Origin of the sequence: Domibacillus enclensis (assembly GCF_900156125.1) — a bacterium.
Classification (GTDB): domain Bacteria; phylum Bacillota; class Bacilli; order Bacillales; family Domibacillaceae; genus Domibacillus; species Domibacillus enclensis.
The window spans coordinates 180,388-200,605 of record NZ_FTLX01000004.1 but is presented as its reverse complement, the minus strand read 5'-3'; the positions used below and the strand labels follow the sequence as shown (position 1 = coordinate 200,605).

At 43.2% G+C, this 20,218-nt stretch carries 16 protein-coding genes; 2 read left to right on the top strand and 14 right to left on the bottom strand.

Annotated features, from left to right (window positions below):
* Positions 1-96 precede the first annotated feature (96 nt).
* On the top strand, positions 97-1,101 hold the full coding sequence (locus BW952_RS10275) for a C40 family peptidase (protein WP_045851888.1): 1,005 nt from the start codon (positions 97-99) through the stop codon (positions 1,099-1,101).
* Between the two features lie 215 nt (positions 1,102-1,316).
* Positions 1,317-1,883, top strand: a complete 567-nt coding sequence (locus BW952_RS10270; protein WP_052698506.1) for an MEDS domain-containing protein — start codon at positions 1,317-1,319, stop codon at positions 1,881-1,883.
* A gap of 303 nt (positions 1,884-2,186) precedes the next feature.
* Here BW952_RS10270 and BW952_RS19675 read toward each other — a convergent pair whose 3' ends face one another.
* From BW952_RS19675 to BW952_RS10205, 14 genes are all read right to left on the bottom strand, one after another.
* Positions 2,187-3,050 carry a peptidoglycan-binding protein gene (locus BW952_RS19675; RefSeq protein WP_052698411.1) on the bottom strand — a complete coding sequence of 288 codons (864 nt, stop codon included), beginning with the start codon at positions 3,048-3,050 and terminating at the stop codon, positions 2,187-2,189.
* Positions 3,047-3,289, bottom strand: a complete 243-nt coding sequence (locus BW952_RS10260; protein ID WP_045850500.1) for a phage holin — start codon at positions 3,287-3,289, stop codon at positions 3,047-3,049. Before BW952_RS10260 ends, BW952_RS19675 begins: the two co-directional genes overlap by 4 nt.
* A gap of 2 nt (positions 3,290-3,291) precedes the next feature.
* Positions 3,292-3,600, bottom strand: a complete 309-nt coding sequence (locus BW952_RS10255) for a hypothetical protein (RefSeq protein WP_139325438.1) — start codon at positions 3,598-3,600, stop codon at positions 3,292-3,294.
* Positions 3,601-3,664: 64 nt separating this feature from the next.
* The gene (locus tag BW952_RS10250; RefSeq protein ID WP_045850502.1) at positions 3,665-4,036 is read right to left on the bottom strand and encodes a hypothetical protein; all 372 of its coding nucleotides are present in this window, start codon (positions 4,034-4,036) and stop codon (positions 3,665-3,667) included.
* 24 nt (positions 4,037-4,060) lie between these two features.
* Positions 4,061-5,245: a fibronectin type III domain-containing protein gene (locus tag BW952_RS10245; RefSeq protein WP_045850503.1), complete on the bottom strand. Its 1,185-nt coding sequence runs from the start codon at positions 5,243-5,245 to the stop codon at positions 4,061-4,063.
* A 5-nt stretch (positions 5,246-5,250) separates the two neighbouring features.
* Positions 5,251-6,870 (bottom strand): phage tail protein, encoded by a 1,620-nt coding sequence (locus tag BW952_RS10240; protein ID WP_045850504.1) that lies wholly within the window; start codon positions 6,868-6,870, stop codon positions 5,251-5,253.
* 14 nt (positions 6,871-6,884) lie between these two features.
* Complete coding sequence (locus BW952_RS19430) at positions 6,885-7,046, bottom strand: hypothetical protein (RefSeq protein WP_156149411.1); 162 nt, start codon at positions 7,044-7,046, stop codon at positions 6,885-6,887.
* Between the two features lie 46 nt (positions 7,047-7,092).
* Positions 7,093-7,908: a YecA family protein gene (locus BW952_RS10235; RefSeq protein WP_045850505.1), complete on the bottom strand. Its 816-nt coding sequence runs from the start codon at positions 7,906-7,908 to the stop codon at positions 7,093-7,095.
* 226 nt (positions 7,909-8,134) lie between these two features.
* Entirely contained in the window at positions 8,135-8,395 is a 261-nt protein-coding gene (locus BW952_RS10230; RefSeq protein ID WP_045850506.1) for a group-specific protein, read from the bottom strand.
* 94 nt (positions 8,396-8,489) lie between these two features.
* Positions 8,490-8,693 (bottom strand): helix-turn-helix transcriptional regulator, encoded by a 204-nt coding sequence (locus BW952_RS10225; RefSeq protein WP_052698412.1) that lies wholly within the window; start codon positions 8,691-8,693, stop codon positions 8,490-8,492.
* 104 nt (positions 8,694-8,797) lie between these two features.
* Entirely contained in the window at positions 8,798-10,225 is a 1,428-nt protein-coding gene (locus BW952_RS10220; protein WP_076496280.1) for a hypothetical protein, read from the bottom strand.
* Between the two features lie 113 nt (positions 10,226-10,338).
* A complete protein-coding gene (locus BW952_RS10215) occupies positions 10,339-12,591 on the bottom strand; it encodes an SGNH/GDSL hydrolase family protein (protein WP_045850508.1) in 2,253 nt (750 codons plus the stop codon).
* A 16-nt stretch (positions 12,592-12,607) separates the two neighbouring features.
* On the bottom strand, positions 12,608-13,426 hold the full coding sequence (locus BW952_RS10210; RefSeq protein WP_045850509.1) for a phage tail domain-containing protein: 819 nt from the start codon (positions 13,424-13,426) through the stop codon (positions 12,608-12,610).
* Positions 13,423-20,214 carry an aggregation-promoting factor C-terminal-like domain-containing protein gene (locus tag BW952_RS10205; protein ID WP_045850510.1) on the bottom strand — a complete coding sequence of 2,264 codons (6,792 nt, stop codon included), beginning with the start codon at positions 20,212-20,214 and terminating at the stop codon, positions 13,423-13,425. Before BW952_RS10205 ends, BW952_RS10210 begins: the two co-directional genes overlap by 4 nt.
* Positions 20,215-20,218 lie beyond the last annotated feature (4 nt).

Below are 20,218 nucleotides of genomic sequence, written 5' to 3'. Positions count from 1 at the left end.
AATTATGGTCGGCCTCTATTCATGGTATGATCAATCTATCTGGAACTATTCGTCTTGATTGGTTTATTTCCACATATATATAAAGGAGAATCGCTTATGACATTGAAAAAGGTGCTGATCGTGCTGATGATGTTTGCTCTCACTTTTCCCTTGTTTCCTGCGGATTCAGCCGCTTCGTCCTGCTATCAGAAAACATCTGTTAAAAAGACTTATGTGAATGTGTCCGTGGCGACGCTTTGGAAGGACACGAGTGCTAAACGCCAGATCGATCAGCCGATTTTAAAAAACCCTGTCAACATGAAAGCCTGGACAGCTAAAATGGCGACCGTGAAGGACCGTCTTTGGCTGACGGGCAAAGCCGAAACACAAGCTTTGTACGGCCAGGAGGTTACCGTCCTGAAAACAAGCGGCAGCTGGGCCCAGGTTGCGGTTAAAGACCAATCTACGCCGAAAAATAGCAAGGGCTACCCCGGCTGGCTTCCGAAATCACAGGTAACTACACAGCCCGCTGCCTACGAAAGCTGTGAAAAAGCCCGGGTAAAGGCTAACACAGCTGTTTTATATCATGATAAAAAAACATCCTTTATGGAGGTCAGCTTTAATACCGATCTTCCGGTTATTAAATCGGAAACCAACTGGGTACAGGTGATGACACCGGCAAACGGGGCGAAATGGATCAAAAAAAGTGACGTTCGTTTGGGGAATACAGCATCGATTCCGAAGCCGATCGGTACTGCGCTGCTGACGACCGGCAAGCAATTTCTCGGCTTGCCCTATTTATGGTCGGGCGTTTCCGCATACGGGTATGACTGCTCTGGCTTCACATCATCCATTTATAACTATCACGGCATCCGGATTCCGCGTGATGCATCCGAGCAAGCAAAAGCCGGAACAGCAATCTCTAAATCAGCTTTGAAGCCCGGGGACCTGCTCTTTTTCGCTTACAGCAACGGCAAAGGGCGTGTCCATCACGTCGCCATGTATGCTGGCGATGGCAAGATGATCCACTCGCCCAAAGCGGGCAAACGGGTGGAAATCATATCGATGAACACCGCTCCTTATAAACAGGAATATGCCGGAGCAAGACGCTATATTGATTAATGCTTAAAAGAATCGTTCCGGCAAGCTGTTCAGCGGACGACTATGAAAAAGATGTGAACACCACACCTTACACAGTATCAGTATAAGCAGAAAAAGCCGGCCGCTTTCAATGAAGGGCCGGTTTTTTTGAACACATTCAAATTAGTTCAAAGATATAGGACTATGGTATGCTTCTCGAAAATCGGCTGTTTCGTATGCTGAAAGGATGAACCATTATGACAACCATCTCTCCCCCTCAATACGCAGACCGATTTGCCATGCTCGATACTGCACAAAGTGCACACGTGTTTTATTGTTTTGAACAGGAAGAGGCTTATATCCAAAATGCCGTTGCGTTTATCCAGCAATCCATTCAACTGGGAGACCCTGTGCTGTTTATCGAAAACGACCGGCTCTGGCGGTTTATATCCTTGCGTCTTCATACGCTGCTGCCCGCGGAAAAGCTGCAGATGATTCTGCATCAAAATAACTTTGAATTTTTTTCTTTTATTTGCAACGTGCAGGACCCTTCTTCCCACCATTACATAAACGAAGCGCATCAATCGCAGATTTACCGCTACGCCAAGCGAATCTGGTCGCATGTTGAATGGAACAGCCAGTCAGACTTCCTATCCGACCTGGCTGCGTTTGAAGAAAAAGCAGACCGGCTTGTAAAAGAAAACAGTCTGCGCTGTGTCTGTGCCTATCAAACCGATCATTTATCCCCGCTGTTGAAAAAAGAGCTGTCCATCCACCACGATGCCTGCTTTTTTGATGATGGTACCATTCAAAAAAGCAAATGAAAAAAGTGCAGGGAATGTGGTCAAAAGACTCCTTCCCTGCACTAAAACGTTGCTACATCAACTCTAAAACCGCCACTGCCTCCACATGAACTGTTGCAGGAAGGTTTCTTAGCTGTTTTTGATATTTATTTTTCGGAAGACATATTCGAAACTTAAACACAAAAATCTATTTTCATGACTTTTTTATTTTTGTTCATTTATGGTGATGAAGTGATTTTTCTGTGGTCATGTGGTCAAAATGTGGTCATGTGGTCAGATTTATCACGGCGATTTAACCCCGGTCCCCCGGGGCTTTTTTGCCGTTTATGCACTTTCGCTATACGATTTGATTCTCGGATTGTATCCATGTTCAACCTCGATAAGCGCCCGCGCTTCTTCTGCAGACTCAAGTGAGGTAAATACGCCTGTGTAAATGCGGTTGTCCTCTGCGCCTTTACGCGCGTTATACGGCATCTTTTTAGCCGCCGCTTCTGCCGCTTCTGGTGTAGCAAACGTTCCAGTGACAACGCGGAAAATGCCTGGTGTACCGATCAGCCCTTTTTCTTTCAGCAGCTGCTCGATCTTGGCCAGTGTCTGTGGTCCGGCAATGCCATCGATAGCCAGGCCAGTCCGACGCTGCAGGATCATGACAGCATTGGTTGTTCCCTTTCCATAAACGCCGTCCACTCCATTTGTATCCAAGCCCAGCTTCGTGAGTTTCTGTTGGAGCGAAAGAACTTCCTCTTTTCCCATCGAAACAGCCGGCACTGCAGCTGCACTTGTTGCCGGCATTTTGTCCGTACCGTAGCCCCGATAATTGAATTGCAAGTGTGGCGCATCCCATCCCCAGCGATACCCTGCTTCAAAACCTAATTTTTCTGCGTGGATAATAGCTGAGATAAAAGGAATGCTGGCATACACTGAACGTGGCCATTGCGCCTTACCACCGATGATCGGCACGAAATCAAGCGCTTGTCCGACGAGGTGGTAGCTTTTCATCGATTTGGAAGCGCCACTTTTAATGTTTGCCCGCTGCTGGGCAACGGTCCGGATCGTCTCATAAATCAACACATCAATTTTTTTATCGATGCAGTACTGGTACCACTTCATTGCAGCTGCTTTTGTGTTAGGTGCCAGATCATCCAAGTTACCAAGGTTTCTTTTGTGATATGTTGGTGTCCAGCTCATTGTGCATCCTCCTCTCTTTTGAGCATAGCTGCCTGCTGACGAGCTCTACGCGTCACGTTATTATTTTTCCACCATGCCACGGTTGCCGCTGCCGCGGTAATGAAAGTCGAAACCGCAAATTCTACTTGAGCATCGTTAAATGGCAGGGGGCTATACCCGGCCGCCACTACCATCTGATTAATGAGCGCAACAAAAAGAACCACCGTCCGCACGATGGTCCCGTTATCGATATTTTTCATTGTTATTGTCCTCCCCCAGTTAATTGGCTCAAAGCAAAAAGAGCAATCGGCATCATAATTGTAACGACGATCCCGACTCCCCATTTGATCGTTGTGAGCATATCCGCAATCGCTTTTTGATTTTGCTTTGCGATTTGCCGTGCTTCCTTCGCAATATCATCTGTTACGTCCAAGCATTCATTTGTTTCTTTGATGTCCGCTTTTAGTTCGAGTACATCTTTTTTTAGCTCCAGTGAAGCATCTAGCTTCCCTTCCATCCGTGCCATCGTGATTTTCAAATCATGCACCTGGGCCTGCAAATTTACTTCCATCGTTTCACCGCCTAATAATTTTTTGTATAAAAAAATGCCGCCCGAGGACGACACTGAATTTTTTCTATTCTGCAGCTGTTTCTGTTGCTGGCAGTTGAAGAACTAATTTAAACGCATTTTTACTAACCAATGTATCCCCGATGGTTACTAGGGATGTTCGCGGATCATTGAACTGTTTAGCGATATCTGTCGCATTATAATTCGCCACATAATCTGTGATACTTTTACCATCAGCAAGCTGTATTTGGGTGTTAGGTTGTTGTGTTAATGGTTCTGCAGAAACAATGTGCTTAATGGCGTTTTTACTAATGACCATACTACCGAGCATTACGACTGTAACTCCTGGGGCATTTGCTTGTGCCGCAAGTTCTGCCGCATTGTATTCAAATTCCAAAGGAAATTGGTTTTCGTCTTGTAGTGTAATGATAATTTTCATTCTATTTTCCTCCTACCAGTTGTATTAATTTAAAGAATTAAGACTGTCTCTTAATCTATTTAAAACAGCTGCCGTTACGTCATCCCCTGCGTAGCGGATAGCCGGAATTGATGTGACCGGTCCCATGTCATTAATAGCAGCTCGCACTTCATTATAATAACTGGCATAAAAGATCGCATTGACATACGCTGTCGAAAACGGGTAGTTACTCAAGCCTTTGTATTCGCGGAATTGATTGATCTTGGAACCGAGCGCATTCCACTCCTGCGCTTTTAGGTTATATTCGCCGCCCTGCACCTTTGCATAGGTCCAGTTAAAGGCGGTTGGGATATTTGAAAGCGTCCGGCCGGGGACAGCAGATGACCAGGCCCCGTAGCTGCTACCTTGATAGCCCCGGACTCTAAACTGATAATCCGTGGACGGTTGCAGTCCGGTTACAAGAAAATCATTACCGCTCTGACTGTATGCGGCATAAAGCCAAGTGCTTGATCCGGACACCCGGTATTGCACTTCGTAATAGACTGCGTTTGTAGCATATGACCAATTTACCCGTATTGCGTTACTGGCAAAGTCCGAAAGCGACGTGATCGACGTGGAACCGACAACGATAGGCTCCGGGTCTGTCATGATGTAAAGCGTTTCCCAGTTCGACGTACCACCCGGACCCGATACTTGGACATCAATGTAATAAGGGGTGCTGTACGCTGGTGCGGTGAAGCTCCTTTCGTGAAACGTCGCAAGTGTACTGACCGAGTGAACATTGTCAGGGAATCCCGATATCCAGCTCACATCATAACGCACTTCATTCGCCTGCCCCATCCACGTCACTATGACATCAATGGTTTTCCCGTCCATCGAATCCTCACTGATCGACACATTATAAGGAGCCGGGCCCGTTCCGGCGAGTGTGCTAAACGAGTAATATCCGCTATCTGGAATACGCCGATCCCCGCCGCCGTAGGTCGCTTCTGCATAAAAGTTATACGTTGAACCCGGCAATAAATTATCAAATCGCTGTGCGCCTGTGCGGTACGTGCCCGGCGAACCTCCGGCACCCGACTTAAATCGAACGTCAAAACCCTGGCCAGTCTCGAGACAAAATAAATTGAGTTCTGTGTATGTCGATGCGGAATAATCTAAATCCTGAATAATGACGTCAATCCACGTTTCACCTACACCGTCTGTAAAGGGCGTTCTTAAATAAGCCATCTACATCAACCGAACCTTGCGACTGGTGCGTTGTCGCCATAAATGACTTCATCCGCTGTCGATAGATCGACCTTTGCAGCACGACCGCCGAAGTAAGGATCAAACCTGACGGTTTCGCAATTCATGTGCATAAATCCAAACGTCGTTAATTCCATCGAATCGGTTCCGAATGTGTCGATACCTGAATAGTTGTTGAAAATCAATGATTTGTTGCCGCTACTGCCCGGCGCACCAATATGGAGCGTCTGAGCAACTTCCGTAATACCTGATAATTGAATACGCTCCGCCAGCATTTTAATCGTTGTCGATGTCTGATTAATACGGGAAATCATCTCCACGCCGTTATAATCGGTCGAAGAAACTTTGGTGCTAATTTCTCCTGCATTTATTTGAACTTGGGTATTTAAGGTTCCCATGTTTTGATCAATCCGTTGCACCTCAACCTCCACACTATCTGCCAGTTGAGTGATCCGGCTGTTTGCTGTTAGAACGTCTCCATCAAGACGCCCTACTTCTGATGTGATCCGATCCGATTCGATCTGAATGCGTGAATATGCTTCAAGTATGCCATTTCCTAACCGTTCAACTTCTAACTCGATTAATTTATTTGTCTGCTCAATTCTCGAACGAAATTCTTTTGCATTCTTATCGATTTCCACTTTTGTTTCCGTAAGGATATCCGCAAAGGACTGCTTTACATTCGATAGGGTGACAACGAATTTTCCTTTTTGAAACGGATTGCCTTTTCTCTTCATCACACGAGTTTGAAATGGAAGACCCATGGATGGTTCGATGAGCCATATGCGGTCACCTAATCCGGGTACACCTTCATACCCCTGCTCCTGCAACTCTGCGACAGAAACATCAATTGAAATCTGAGGAATCCACCTGTCACCCAGCTCCTGTTCTGCGAATGCGAGCAAGCTTTCTTCCGTGACCATTTCTTCGTTGGTGACTGGATCGGCATAACGCGGCTTACCGTTAATGGCATAGAGCTCCCATGTGTCCGAACGGTACTCTTTTTCCAATCCGTTCGCTCCGGTTGCTTTAATCGCAGTAAACAAATCCGTCGTACTGACGGAACGACTAATATCCTTGATGTTATATTTCGACCGGAATTGAAAATCATCATCCTTGCCGATCTGCTTGGAAAAGACAAGGTGCTTGTCAGGCATGATTTGGACTTCACACTTTAATGTTTCGCACATAAGACGAATAAGCTGAATGGCATTGCTGTTACCAAACGCACCTAAAAATAACTGCGGAGGAATCTCCCCCTTCACTTCCCATGTCCATCCCGATCCGTCCAGGATAAAAGCCGCTTGCTCCTCTGCTGTTCGGGTGCCGCCCTGTATACCCTCCACGCGATGATGTATAAGATCGAAAAATACATGCGGTCCGGAAACGGATTTACTGAGACGTTTCTTTTTATAATCGGTCATGCGAAATTCCTGACCAGCCAAGTCTACAATCGACTCTTCTTCCAACAACTCATAACCAGGATTGTCCACAAAAAAAGAAGTAAACGAGAGCGTGAACACCCCATTTACTTCTTCTTCAATTTCAGCACCCTGTATATTGATTAACGGCTCTGATCGGCCGTCATTGTGTGTAACGGATATCAAACTGCATACCCCCTTTACTGTACATGATATTTTTTGTGCGCCTGGTGCTTACGTTTATCGAACGGCAACTCTTCTCCATGAAAAGTTATAATCATTTCTTCCAAATTTCTGTTCTTAGTTAATTCAATAATCTTTTTTTGATTTTCCAGGGAAACTTTCTGAAACTGGTTACTCATTTGTTTTCCCTCCTTTTAAAACAAAAAAGAGCTACTGTAGTAGCTCTTAAGAGATAAATAATTCAAATTGATCCTCGATATTTAGTAGTTTCAATATTTCTTTCAACGACACTTCAGTTTCAGTCGGATTAGATAGCCCGAATTTATAAATAACATCTAAAATCGCCATACTTTTAGGAATAACTTCTGGGTAATGATACTTTACCCATTTGTTGAATTCAATTTCTTCTGGAAGGATATTCGAGTAAATATTTCTAAAATCCAATACTCTTTTTACATAAAGAGTCATCACAAGAAATATACTCTCTTCATCTTTTGCATCAGTTCCAATTGTCCTCATTTGGATTCTATCGGATTCATCTAGATAAGCTGACAGATCATATCCGAAAGAAATTAATCGGTTATTGAGAATCGGATCGTAAATCATGTCATTTAACATTTTATTTTTTCGGCTATTTGAGTTTAAAGATTGATCTTTAAACGAAACCAATTTATAACCTTCAGAACAAAGAACAAGATGTTCTAATTCATGAGCCATGTGTATTGATTCACTGACTGGTATTTGAGGATGCGTCGAGATGATAAAATAATAATCATCGTCAATATTACCGTAAGACATTTTTGAATTAAGTCTATTAGTTGAGAAAAATAGAATTGGTTTAGATATTTTTTGACGTTCTTTATGATAAAAATTTCTAAACTTGGCGTCGCTTGAATATAAAATTTGCAACGCAAAAGATTCATCATAATAGTTCCATCCCTGACTTTGAAAATGCGCCCAAATACCGGTTTTATCGCAACAATTTTTGTACTTTCCCCCACTCATGCATGGACAGGTATTATTTCTACCAATCTTACTCATTATATTTCCTCCCCAGTATATCTGTTTGAAATAATTTGATATAATAGGGTTAACTTAGTACCCATTATATCAAGAACCCACAGGGTGCCAGCCCTAAATGTGGGTTCTTTTTCTTCATCTTAAATCTCTTGTATAAAAATAGCAATTTGTTAAATGTACAAGACTAGCTATTCACTAGTCTTGTACATTTAATACTCGTTTCATTTACTCAACAGTAGGAACCTACTTATTGCTCTGATAACCACTGCAATAAGAACTCTTCCGTTGCTTTGGCTGGGAAAAGCCATTTTCGACCAACTTGATACTTAGGAAACCGTGGGTCGAAAAAGAATTGTTCTCTTATAAAATTCTTGCTCATGCAGGTCTGTCGACAAAGTTCATCCCAATCCCAAAATGTACGGTGATGTTCTAATTCATTTAATCGCTTTCTTAGTTCTTCACGATAGATTCTTTCAACTTCAAGTTCGTCGAGTTCGATTTTCAACATAACGAGCACCCTTTTTTACGGACAATATAACAAAAAGAGCACACTTATGGAAATAGTTATTTGTGTAACAGGATGTAGTGAATCAACAGTTTGGTCAACTAATTTCCGAATCGTCTTTTGACTTTAGCCATTCTTCGATCTTGTCGAGATCAAAAAGTACAATGCGTGGTGCTGGACGGCGGTGGGGAATCTGCTTTTGCTTCAATAATGTAAAAATAGTTGTACGAGAGATTGGCACTCCCTGTTCTTTTAAATGAGCTACCAGAGCATCAATGCCCCGAATCATATTCATTGTCACTATCAATACCCCCTTTTATTATATTATCCATAAAAATAGGTGTACTGATAGACATAGTTATTGAAATAACAAAACGTAGTTATTTAACAGTTTTGTCCTACTTTTCACCATATTAATCTTTTCTTTCCTAACTTTATTCCTTTCACCTTTTTCTTTTGGACTTTATTCCCTTCTAAGTTTTCGGTAAATTCGGTAGTTATTAATAAGTAAACCATCCCAAAAATTATACCTACTCCAACAGAATCATCGACTCTATAAATCATATTAGGTGTTGTAAGTGACATTATAATGGCAGCAACGATGTAAGAAAAAACAGGCGCACTTAAATTTGCTTTTGGATATTGTAATATTTTTAAAGTTGGGAAAGCGAAAAACCCTATAAAAAATATAAAACCTACTAAGCCTAAGTTAAGGATAATCCAAAACCAAAAACTATCAACTACTACAGTGCTTCCAAAGTAAGTCGCTGCTAAACCTTTTCCGAATAGTAAAGTTAATATATTCTCTGAATTTTGTTCAATAATCCGTTGATACTGAGATACTCGAATGCTTAAACTGGTATCCAATTGCAGATTGCCGTTATTATTAAATAAAATTAATATTCTGTTAGTATAGTAGGATTCAAACATTTTGTTTACACCTTGATTATTTATAAGTTTCACTAATAAATAAATAAAAGAAAAAACAGCAAAGAAAGAAAACACTAAATTAAATACACGTTTAAATAAGAATGCTCGTTTGATTATTAAAAATAACATTGCTGCTAGTAGTGATACGACTACTGCTACAATTTGCACCCTATCTTGTTGAACAACAATAGCACCAACTAAAAGCACCATCGCTATAAACGCTGACATCTTAGTTTTTTTGGAGTCTTTAGCAGTTATGAGCCAAATACTTAAATAACAAAAGGCTCCGGCAAGGAATGTTTCTGCATTTCTAAATATTGCGTACTCACCCTTCGATATAAAAATGCCAATATAAGTTAATATTACTATAGTTGAGGTCGCCATACTAAGAAATATAACAAGCCTAATTGTATCTTCTTTTTTACAATAAACTATCCATAATACAAATATAAAGAACGAGTAAAGCAATGTCCGGGCTAACTTTAACGCGAGTCCAAAGTCATTATATACAGAAAACATTAGATAAATACCCAACAACATAGTCAATGATAAAAATATATTAAAAATGATTGGTTTCTTTAAGTACAAACTAAATATTTTCAGGTACTTTTTAGTTACAAACAAGTAAAAAACGTTGAATAGAATAACGAAGTCTGTCACAGACACGTTAATAGATCCAATATTTACACCTATGCTGGAAATTTGAGGCGTAAAACATACTAATATTGTTACCGTCAAAACAAACATATCTCTAAATTTCAAATATAGGAGGACACTTACAGTAAATATAATTAATCCAATCGCTATCATGGAAAATATATCTGTACCCAATAAAGATAAGGCACCTACTGATCCACCTATCATCAAGGCTAATAGTAAATGCCTCCAATTGACACTGAACAAACACAACACCTCATGAATTCAAATTTTACTTAAGTTTATAATAACTAACTGTAAAATTCTACATGAGAATGGTAAATATATTTATCTTTTTCACTTTAATTTCCCTTGTCAATCTATAAAACTGTCGTCAATCCAACGACTGCCCATTTCCTAGTTACTCCATCTGCCAACATCTGAACCATATACATTTTCGAGTCCTCTCCCGCTGATTTGTAGTGAATGATTGTTCCTGCTGGGAAACTAGAAGGTGATGGCAACGACGTATATTCCGGCATTGTCCAAGCATCCCCGAACACGTCCTTCCACACAGCAGCAGTTGCTCCATCCGCTGATCTTTCTGCCGTACAAACATAAACTTTATTCCGGTCTGTTGCAAACCCGACCTGCCCCCTTGCAGGTGATTGCGGAAACTGTGCCAAACTACGTGCAATAATAGGCTGTATCGGCGCTTCCCACCCTACTTCAGTACCGGATTGGTTTGGTGCAATAATTCGATCTGCTGTCGACAAAACACGTTTGGTTGCCTTGTCGTGATAAATATCGCGTTTTTCAAACCATTTAAACGAATTTGGATAAACTGCCTTATAATAGTTTTTCTCTGAAACGTTAACAGCGCGGAACAAAATCGGTGTTAATAAATCCGCCATTGAGGTATGCCCTTTTTCTGTCGGGTGAATAGTATCAGCGTAATAGCCTTGAGCGTTGCCCTCTGTATATCCACCCCAATACGCATCCACATCTACAAAAGCGCAGTCGTATTCTTTCGCTAAATTCTTCAAAACCGCCTTTTGTGCTTCATATCTGCCTCCGTCCGTAGAAGTCGATGAATTTCCGCCTGTTGCGAGCAACAAAACAGATGCTCCTGGCTGCGCTGCTTCAATTGCAATACGCACCTTCTCTTCGTAAGTGGCAAGAGGTGTGTTTTGTGTGTAATCATTAGCGCCCAGCGCCATAACGAACAGATCAGGCGTAATCATAGTGACATTATCCACGATTTCTGCGTCGGTATAATCCGCAATTTTCGTTCCGCCATGAACAAGGTTAACGAATCGCGGTGTTTTTGCATGCTCCTCTAAATAAATGATGGAACCGTGCAGATATACTTTCCCTTTTGGTATGATTTGCGTATTGGCATCGGCTGAATTTGCCGGCACTGAATATTCAGCGCTAATTAGCCCGTCCTTAGCTGCTCCATTGCACGAAATAGTTCCGACTACAGCCCCACCGATTTTTACATCAAATTCCCCACCGTCTGGCGCTGTCGAGTAAACAATTCGGCACTTTACTGCTACATCAAACCGTCCGAAATAATCGATAATTTTACAAGGAGTTGATTCTGCTGTACCTACTACGCGATACAAAGCAATTCCGCGATCCTCTTTAGTCCAAGTCGCATCAACATAATTGTAAAACAATGTCGTGGCATAATTAGGTTTTCCGAAGAACCACGTTGCCGTTTGCTCCACTTGCGTCAAATATCCTCTTCCGGACGGTGCACCTGTTCCAGCGGAGATCGAATCTCCCCACCAAACAATTGTGGGGTATTTTATGGATAAAAATTTACGTAATGCATTTTCAATATTGTATAAATAATCCGCGTTCTGTTTCGCAGTTTCGGCCAACTGTTGAGTAACTTGGTCAATAGCAGCTGGATTGTATCGATCCGTTGTGATCCAACTTGTACCGTTATAACGATCAATCCGGGCTTCTCCTGTGATCCGGACTGTATCGCCATTTACCGGATTCGGGTACGCGGTATCACGAGCGGCTACCGTGCTAACTTCCGGCAACCAGTTAATTTGATTATCCTCTTTCACCTGGTTCAATTCATCAATGGCATTTGATGTATTCGTTTGCCGTTCGTCTTCCTGTTGTTCTCGAACAGACTCTTGAAATTGCCGGGTATCCTCTTCAGCATTTAAGTCTGCATTTGTTTCATTCAGCATCTGCACACTCTCTGCCACCTCGACAAACAATTCTTGCAAAAGCGGCATGCCTTGGCTCTTCTCAAAAGCAGGCCCTAAAGATTCGCCAATATACAATTTCATTTTTCGAGTCGAAAGACGATCTTCACCTTCAAAAAACGAAATGCTTATTTCAGCAATTCCATCTGTTTGCATTTCTTCTGTTCCTAATTCATACGTAACGACGTTATCAACTGCAGTTAATGAGCGAGTAATAACCACCTTGTCGCTTCTTTTGAAATTAGCAACGATGTTTGTGACTGCTGATAAATCCGCATCGATGCCTTTATCTTTTATGATAAAATCAATCACATTTGTGTCGAATTGAGTAAAGTAAGGAAATGCAACTGTCGTATTACGACGCAAATCAATAATGATTTCTTGTTTATTAATTGGATCCATAAAGCATGCCCTCCCTTTAAAGGTAATAGAATGTTAAATCGAAAGAGACCGTGAAAGCAGAAGCTCCCTCGATCTCAAAGTCATTCCATCCAGGTGCAAACCGGATGAGATTTTTATTGGTTTGGCCAAAAATGCTTTGACCGTTTTTGAGTGATCGGATCCCATCCAGCACAATTTCATCAGCATCTGTCGCGGTACCGGTCCAGCTCCATTCATCACCTGTGGTAAGGTTGCGAATAACTGGGTTATTTAATTCTCCACGTAAGATGATGCGCTGCTCCATGTGTTTGGCGGGATCGTTCATAATATCCGAATCGTTAAAAACAGAAAAAGAGGGCTGATCGAACGAATACTGAATAACAGGATCTCCCTTATTTACTTTTCCGGCACCAACACTATAGTAATGCTCCATTGCAGGCATATTGAGCGTGGTGCCTGGCGACTTTGCATAAGCCGATGAAGATGAAAAATCGATTGTGAAGTTTCCTACAACAGCAATCTGTTCAAGTGTGTAAGAAGAATCAGCCTTAACCAACCAACACTTATTAGGAGCAGACATTTTCGTAACAAAAAAGGCTTCCCGGCTGTCAAACAACTGGAAAACCTCATCTCTCTTCTTATCAAATGTCTCATCAGCAATAAGGATAAATTCACCACGAATAGAACGGCCTTCATACGTTGTCTCCACATCAATATATCCGTCCATCCCATCGATTTCTTCACGTATATGCTTTGGCGCAGGAGAACTCGGTTCGAATCTTTTTGTAATAACCCCAATCTCCATCAAATCGTAGCGTCTGCCGTCCAATCGTTGGACAATTAAATTGTTTATCATTTTGGCCACAAACCTTTCGCGGTGAGTGTATTGTTATAATTATTACGCTGACGTTCTGAAACATGCTGTTCTACAAGGCGACCAACAGTCTCGCTCTCCATTTCGACTGTTGTATAGTTTTCAAGCCGAATGACAATATTCTTCAAAGCTTCTGCAAAAGAGTTTCCTCCGGATGCCTTTTCGTCAAAATTAAAGTTAAAAGAACCACTATCAACGACAGGCTTGAACCAGTCTGCCATTTCGCTTGCGGTGTTTGCAGCGTAACGCTCCATACCGACGATCCCGTCAATGACACCCTGTACTATGTTTTCCCCTATCATATCCTTCATCCAGCGTGATGGGGATTTGATCACCAATGATTTGGTGATCGCCTTTTTGATTGTTTCTGCCAGGCCGGCTGATACGGTTCCTAGTTGCTGATCCATCGATGTCATCCCGTCCATCAGCCCCTGGACAGCATTCTTTCCAATGTTCACTAGCTGAGCGCCTACAGGATTAAAGCCGTCTACTACCACTGTTTTCAAGCCCGCTACCTGCTCTTCAAATGTTTCTGTAAGTGCCTGTAATTCTTTTTCGGCATCCGTATGCAGTTGTGCGATCTCAGCGACTGTCTTTTTGTGCAGGTCTTCATTCTCCTGCACAGCACGATTACGCGCAGTCGCTTCTATGTCTTTCCACAAGCCTTGGAATTTCTCTAGCTCTGTGTCTGTCATATCTGTTAATGCCTTGATTTCATTCAAGGCGGTCGGACCTAATTCCTGCAATTCTTCGATGAGAACCTGGTCCAGTCCTCGTTGTGCCAGATGATCCAAATTGCTGTCGAAATTGTTTAATACATAAAGCCGATCATGCATCCGCTTTATTAAATCTTTCGGATCGATCTTCGTTTCATCCGACGGCAGCGTTGCTTCGTCGAACAGCCCTCCCACCAGCTGAGATGTACGATCATCTACAGCTTGCTTATATGCTGCATTTAATGCCTTTTCTTCATCAATAACTCTTTGATTTACCTCTTTTACTTTTGCAAGATAATCATCTTTCATCGCCATAAGCTCATCATTCAGCACTTTCTTGGCAGCATTGAGCTTTTTCTCTGCTTCCAGTGCTTCTGCAGATCCCTTCTTGAAGTACCGCATGGACTCACGCCATACTTCAATCTCATCCATAAGAGAAAGCTGGCCAGCTTCTTTCTTACGTGCTACATAATCATCAAACTGCTTTAATCTCTCCTGTGCATTAGCAGACTGAAGCTCTGTGATCTTAGCGGCCGAAGCTTTTTCAGCAGCCACTTCTTTTTTATCGTAATCTTCGCGGATCTTCCAAACAGCTTCTTTCTCTTTTTGAGTCAGATATCGCTTTTCTTTGGCCGCTTTATCTTTGATTGCTTTAATTTTCGCTTCCCGCTCTTTTTCAAGAGCCGTCAGTTGCTTCGTCAGAGCCTTTTCTTCCTGAACCACCGCGTACCGCGTGTCTTTGCCAAACTTGTTGTCCAGATAGTCAATATCTTTTGCGACCTGTGACCGGTTGTCCGGCTTCGGTATAGTAACCGGCGCCTTATACACTGTTTCCGTTTTTTTAGGAGCAACTGCAGTCATTCCGTAAATAATTTTCTGCCCGATTCGGATCAAATCCGGATTTTTGATCTTATTCAATTTCACTAGATCATTAACAGTCGTTTTAAACTGCTTGGCAATGCCTGTGAGCGTGTCTCCTGCTTTGACAACATAAGACATGACCGCCGTACTTGCACTGCCAAAACGGATTGTTTCTGCCGGATTTCCGACACCTGTCGCATACATCGGAACGCCCATGCTTTCCAGGATGCGTTTTGTATTATCGGCCGGGTAAACTTTTGTTCCTTCCGGCAGATCCGCAAGGACGTTTCGACCTTCAAACATGCCGACCTTTCCGGATGGAAGCTGCACGATTTCTTTAAACAAAGAGCCCTTTTGATCATTGACCACGGCTGGACCGCCCGGATGATACGATGTGCCTTTCTCATACCAGCGGTTTGCATCCCAAAACTTGAGTGCTTTTTCTACCGATCCATACCGATTCATCGCGTAACGATACGTGAGGACGACCTGATCAACCGGATTATTATAATCAAGGTTAGGATACATCCGCTTATAATCCTGACGAGTGCCGTTCAGGAATTGGCCATAGCCCCATGCCGTACTTGTCGGATTATCCGCACTTGGCTTCCATGAACTTTCACGGCCAATTAACTCGGTTAACAAAGCCGCTTGACCAGCGGGCACTCCCTTGCCGATTGCCGCGCTTAAATGATTCTTAAATGCGGGAAACGTTCGGGAAGAACTGGCTTCCGCTCGAGTCTTCCATAGGTTCTTGTATGCCGAATTGTTTGCTAAATCAACATTTCCGACCGGCATTCCTACTTCGCCGGCTGCCATCTGCTTCAAAACAGCAAGCGGATCGATATAGCGGCCGTTCTCTTTAATTTTAAGATCCAAGTGAGGACCTGAGCTTCGTCCAGTCGAACCAATCTGACCAATAACCTGCCCTGCCTGAATCTTCTGCCCTACTTTTACCGGCGGCGCAGACATCATATGGATATAGGAGTATTCACGATTTCCTGACTTCACCCGGACCCCATTCCCGGCTTCTGGATGACCTACAAGAATCTGCGACACAACACCGCTCGTCAAAGATTTGATGGCCCATCCTAAGATAGAATCCGCACCCTTACGAGCCAAATCAATTCCGTTATGTCCACTTGCATGCCAGCCATCATTAATTCCTACGCCTGGCGAAAATGGCGTGGAGACGCGGAAATTATTAAGGTAGTACGATGCTACTCCTGCATCGCCACCACCGGTCATGGCCATGAATGCATTGATTTTTTCTGTCACAAAATCAAGCGCTTTGTCTTTCACCATTTTCAAGGCACCTGCACCAAAGTCACCGATTGCCCCATCCGTTTCAGGAAAGAAAGCTCCTGCAGCGCTATATACCTTGGACATAAGCTTGCCTGGATCACCAATATACTGCATGGCATCTTGTGCAAAGGTTTTTAGATTGCTGCCAATCTCTTTTGCCTTATCAACGCCTGCGCCCACAAGCTCTTTACCTTTTTCTATGCCAGCATTCAGCCAATTTCCAACTCCTGAATTATAGCGAGGTGCCGCCATCGATTTGAGAAATTTCTCTGTTGCGCCACCCGGCATAACCCAAGTCCCTTTTGGCGCATCGGGAACAAATGTCCTTTTTGCCGGGGATAGATACATATTGCCATCCGGTGTCCCGAACAACTCAGGCTTTCCATCACCACCACTAGGAGAATCCCCAACGATCATTGGTCCACCTGGATGACCACCACTACCGGTACCACCAGAATACGATGCAATGTCCACACGCTTATACTTTGTATTAATCCCTATGAGGCTTAATACCGTTTCAAGTCCAGAAATAGCGGCATTGAGTCCTTTTTCAAGTCCTTTTTCGAGCTTTCCGGCAATTTCTTTCACGCCTTTTTCGACACCGCTTGCCATTGCCTTGATCCCATCACCAATACGGCCTGGGAGTTTTTTTGCCCCTTCGACAATGTCATCCCAAAGCCCCGATAATGTTTTCTTGATAGTCGTGAAAATGGCCGTTGTCCTGCTTTTAAGCTCATCCCAAGCATTAATCACGCTGTCTTTAATATTTACTGCGATAGCTGAAATAGAGGACTTGATACTTTCCCAGAGGGATTTCAAGAATGATTTAATGCCTTCAAAAACGGAAGACGTTGTGCTTTTAATGACACTCCATGCCGCTTTCAAAACAGCAACAATGACGTTTAGTGCTCCTTGAATGACTGATTTTATAATGTTCCATGCGGCATTCAAGATATTTTTAACGGCATCCCACGCTGCCTGCCAGTCACCCTTCAATACGGCTACAAAAAGTTTAATCACGTTGGTGATAATGTTCAGCGCATTTTGGATCACCGTCATAATGACTGGGAACACAGCTTGAACAATTTGAAGGATCAATTTAATGGCCGGTACCAATACGGTTGTAATCACCGTCATAACCATTTTCAACAGACCCACAATAATAGGGATAACCATCTGGATGATTTGCAGAGCTGCTGGAAGCACGGCTTGAATCACTTGCAGGATGAGCGGCAACACTGTTTGGACAAGTTCAAGCACAACACCGATGACTACTTTTAACAATGAAACTACAACAGGAAGAACCGCTTGGACTACCTGCAATACAATCGGGAAAATCGCCTGAACAATTCCTAATAGCGCCGGCAATACCGTCGTCACGATCTGTAAAATGACCGGAATAAGTGCAGTAATCAATTGAACGACGACTGGAAGCACGGCCTGCGCTACTTGTAACAGAACAGGGAAAATCGTTTGTACAGCATTTAACCATAGCGGGAAGATCTGCATGGCCAGTTGTAAAATAGCCGGGATCAGTACTGTGACAACTTGAGTGGCTACTTCAGCAAATACACCACCAAGCTCAGATAAAGCCATTCCGAGTGTAGCTGCCAAATCAGCAAATGCAGGCTTGAGCTGATTAAAGCTATCACCGATCACCTGAATAGTTTTAGCAAACTCTGGTGCCAGCTCCTGCGCCATTTGAGTAAAGCTTTGGACAAAGATATCCAATATCGGTTGAATCGCTGCTACAGCCGTAGAAAAAACGGTCTGAATCCCTTGCCAAGCATTACTGAGGGCGGTTCGCACTTCGTCATTTGATTTGGATAAACGGTACAACAAGCCAATTAAACCGACTATTGCGGAGACAACCATTCCTATTGGACCGGTTACACCTAAGAGAGATAAACCAATCAAGGTCACGCTTGGCGCCAAAATGGAGGCGATACCACCCAAACTGGAGAATCCTGCTTTCAACTGATCAATAAATCCGCTGACGACGCCCTGTGCCCTTCCATTCAGACCCTCGCTTAGTTTGTCTCCAATCTTTACGCCAACTTCTTTCAACTTATCTCCTGCGGTTCCTGCCAGATCACCAAGTTTTTGCAAGCCAACGAGAGCCCCGTCCCACATTGCAGCAAGGATAGGCTGTAAGAAAGCCACTGCAGAAGCTGTTCCGCTTTTGATACTGGACCACATATTGTCCACTGCGTTCATAAACGTCTCCGAGTGTTTATACGCGGCGATGAGGCCAACTACCAATCCAGCAATAAGGGCGATAACTATGCCGATCGGATTCATACTCATGACAACATTTAATCCAAGCTGTGCTTTCGTCCAAAGTTGAGTTAACAAAATTGCTCTGTTTAGAGGATTTAAAAACCATTGAATGACCATGACGGTTTTTAATGCCACAAAGGCCGCAGCTAACCCATAAATAACTGGAATAAACCCTTCCCAATTTGTAAATACCTTAACTACATCTGTTAATTTCACAAGAAATCCGGTCACTAGAACCGCGATCTCCCAAAGTTCCGTACCAATCGGCGCAAACAATCCTGTAAGACTTTTTAGAAGATCCCAAAGGTTAGAAAGTAGTTCAAGAAAGACCGGTGTATTTTGGTTCGAATATTCCAAGAATGTTTTGAATCCTTCTGTTTGACCCAAAGCGCTAGTCCATTCGGAAAACCGCTTCGTCATACCGAGAAGACCGGCTTCCATTTGTTCCCCCTGGTCATCGAACGTTACAAACAGGTTCAAAATACCCCGAAGCAAATAGCCAATGGATTGCCCGACGCTCTCCAATGCTGGCCCTGCACGGCTGGTAAGGAAGCCGAAGAACGCTTCAATATCTTTTGACTGCAGGTTTCTATTCATGCTGTTGAGCAAGTTATTAACTGCTGCCGCTGATTCATCGATCACGGGGCTGAACATATTTAACAAGTTCCGCAGAAATTCAAGGCTCTTCACAAATCCATCGATTACGGGTGTTTCGAACTGCTGACGGAATTCTTCAAAATAATCCTTGAAACCCTGCAGGGCTTCTACACCACGCAGTTGCTCGCCTGTTAACGATTCTTGTATCGCTTTTAACTCAAGCAATGCTTTCGCTCGATCTTCTGCATTAGCGGCATTATCGACCTTTTCTTGAGCCTTGGCCAGTTCCTCTGTCGCTTCAAAAATACTCGTAATCGTCGGAATGGCTACGGCTGCATATCCAATGACACCGGAAGTTGCTGCACCTAACGAAGATACCAAGCCCATTACAGCGGTTGTGGTGCTGGCTAACGCCGGAACAGCAGCTGGCGCCAAAGATACGAGAGCCATTTTTAGCGCTCGACCCACTATCGTCACATCCATAACTCCTTGACGAAGCTTTTCCATCCCTGACTCAGCTTCGAATCCTAAATTAGAAAGAGCATCTGATGTGTCATCCAGTTCACTACGAAACCTTTTTAAAGCTGTGCCATCACCCAGTCCTTCTAGTTGGCGATCAACATCCTTTATTGACCCTTCAAGAAGATTCATTTCAATAATTCCTTCTGCAGCCAGCTGATGCAATTCACGCTTTGCCTCTTCCGCAGCGTCTTCAACTCTTTTCAAACTTTGTTCCCCAACCTGGCCAGTCTCCAGCAGCTCTTTCTGTACGTCTCCCAGTTCTTTGTTCAAGCCTTTCAGCTTATCGCCTTTTCCTGCTTTCTCCAGTTGCTTTTCAACGCGCTTGATGTTGGATTCCAGGTCATTGAATTTCCGATTAGAAGTATTAACGGATTTCTCGGTGGTCTGGGCGATGCTTTGGATCGTTTTACGCACGTCACGAACGGTCTGCTTAATGCTTTGCGCTTGTGCCGTAAAGACCGCACGCAATTCACGAATATTTCCTGCCATGTCT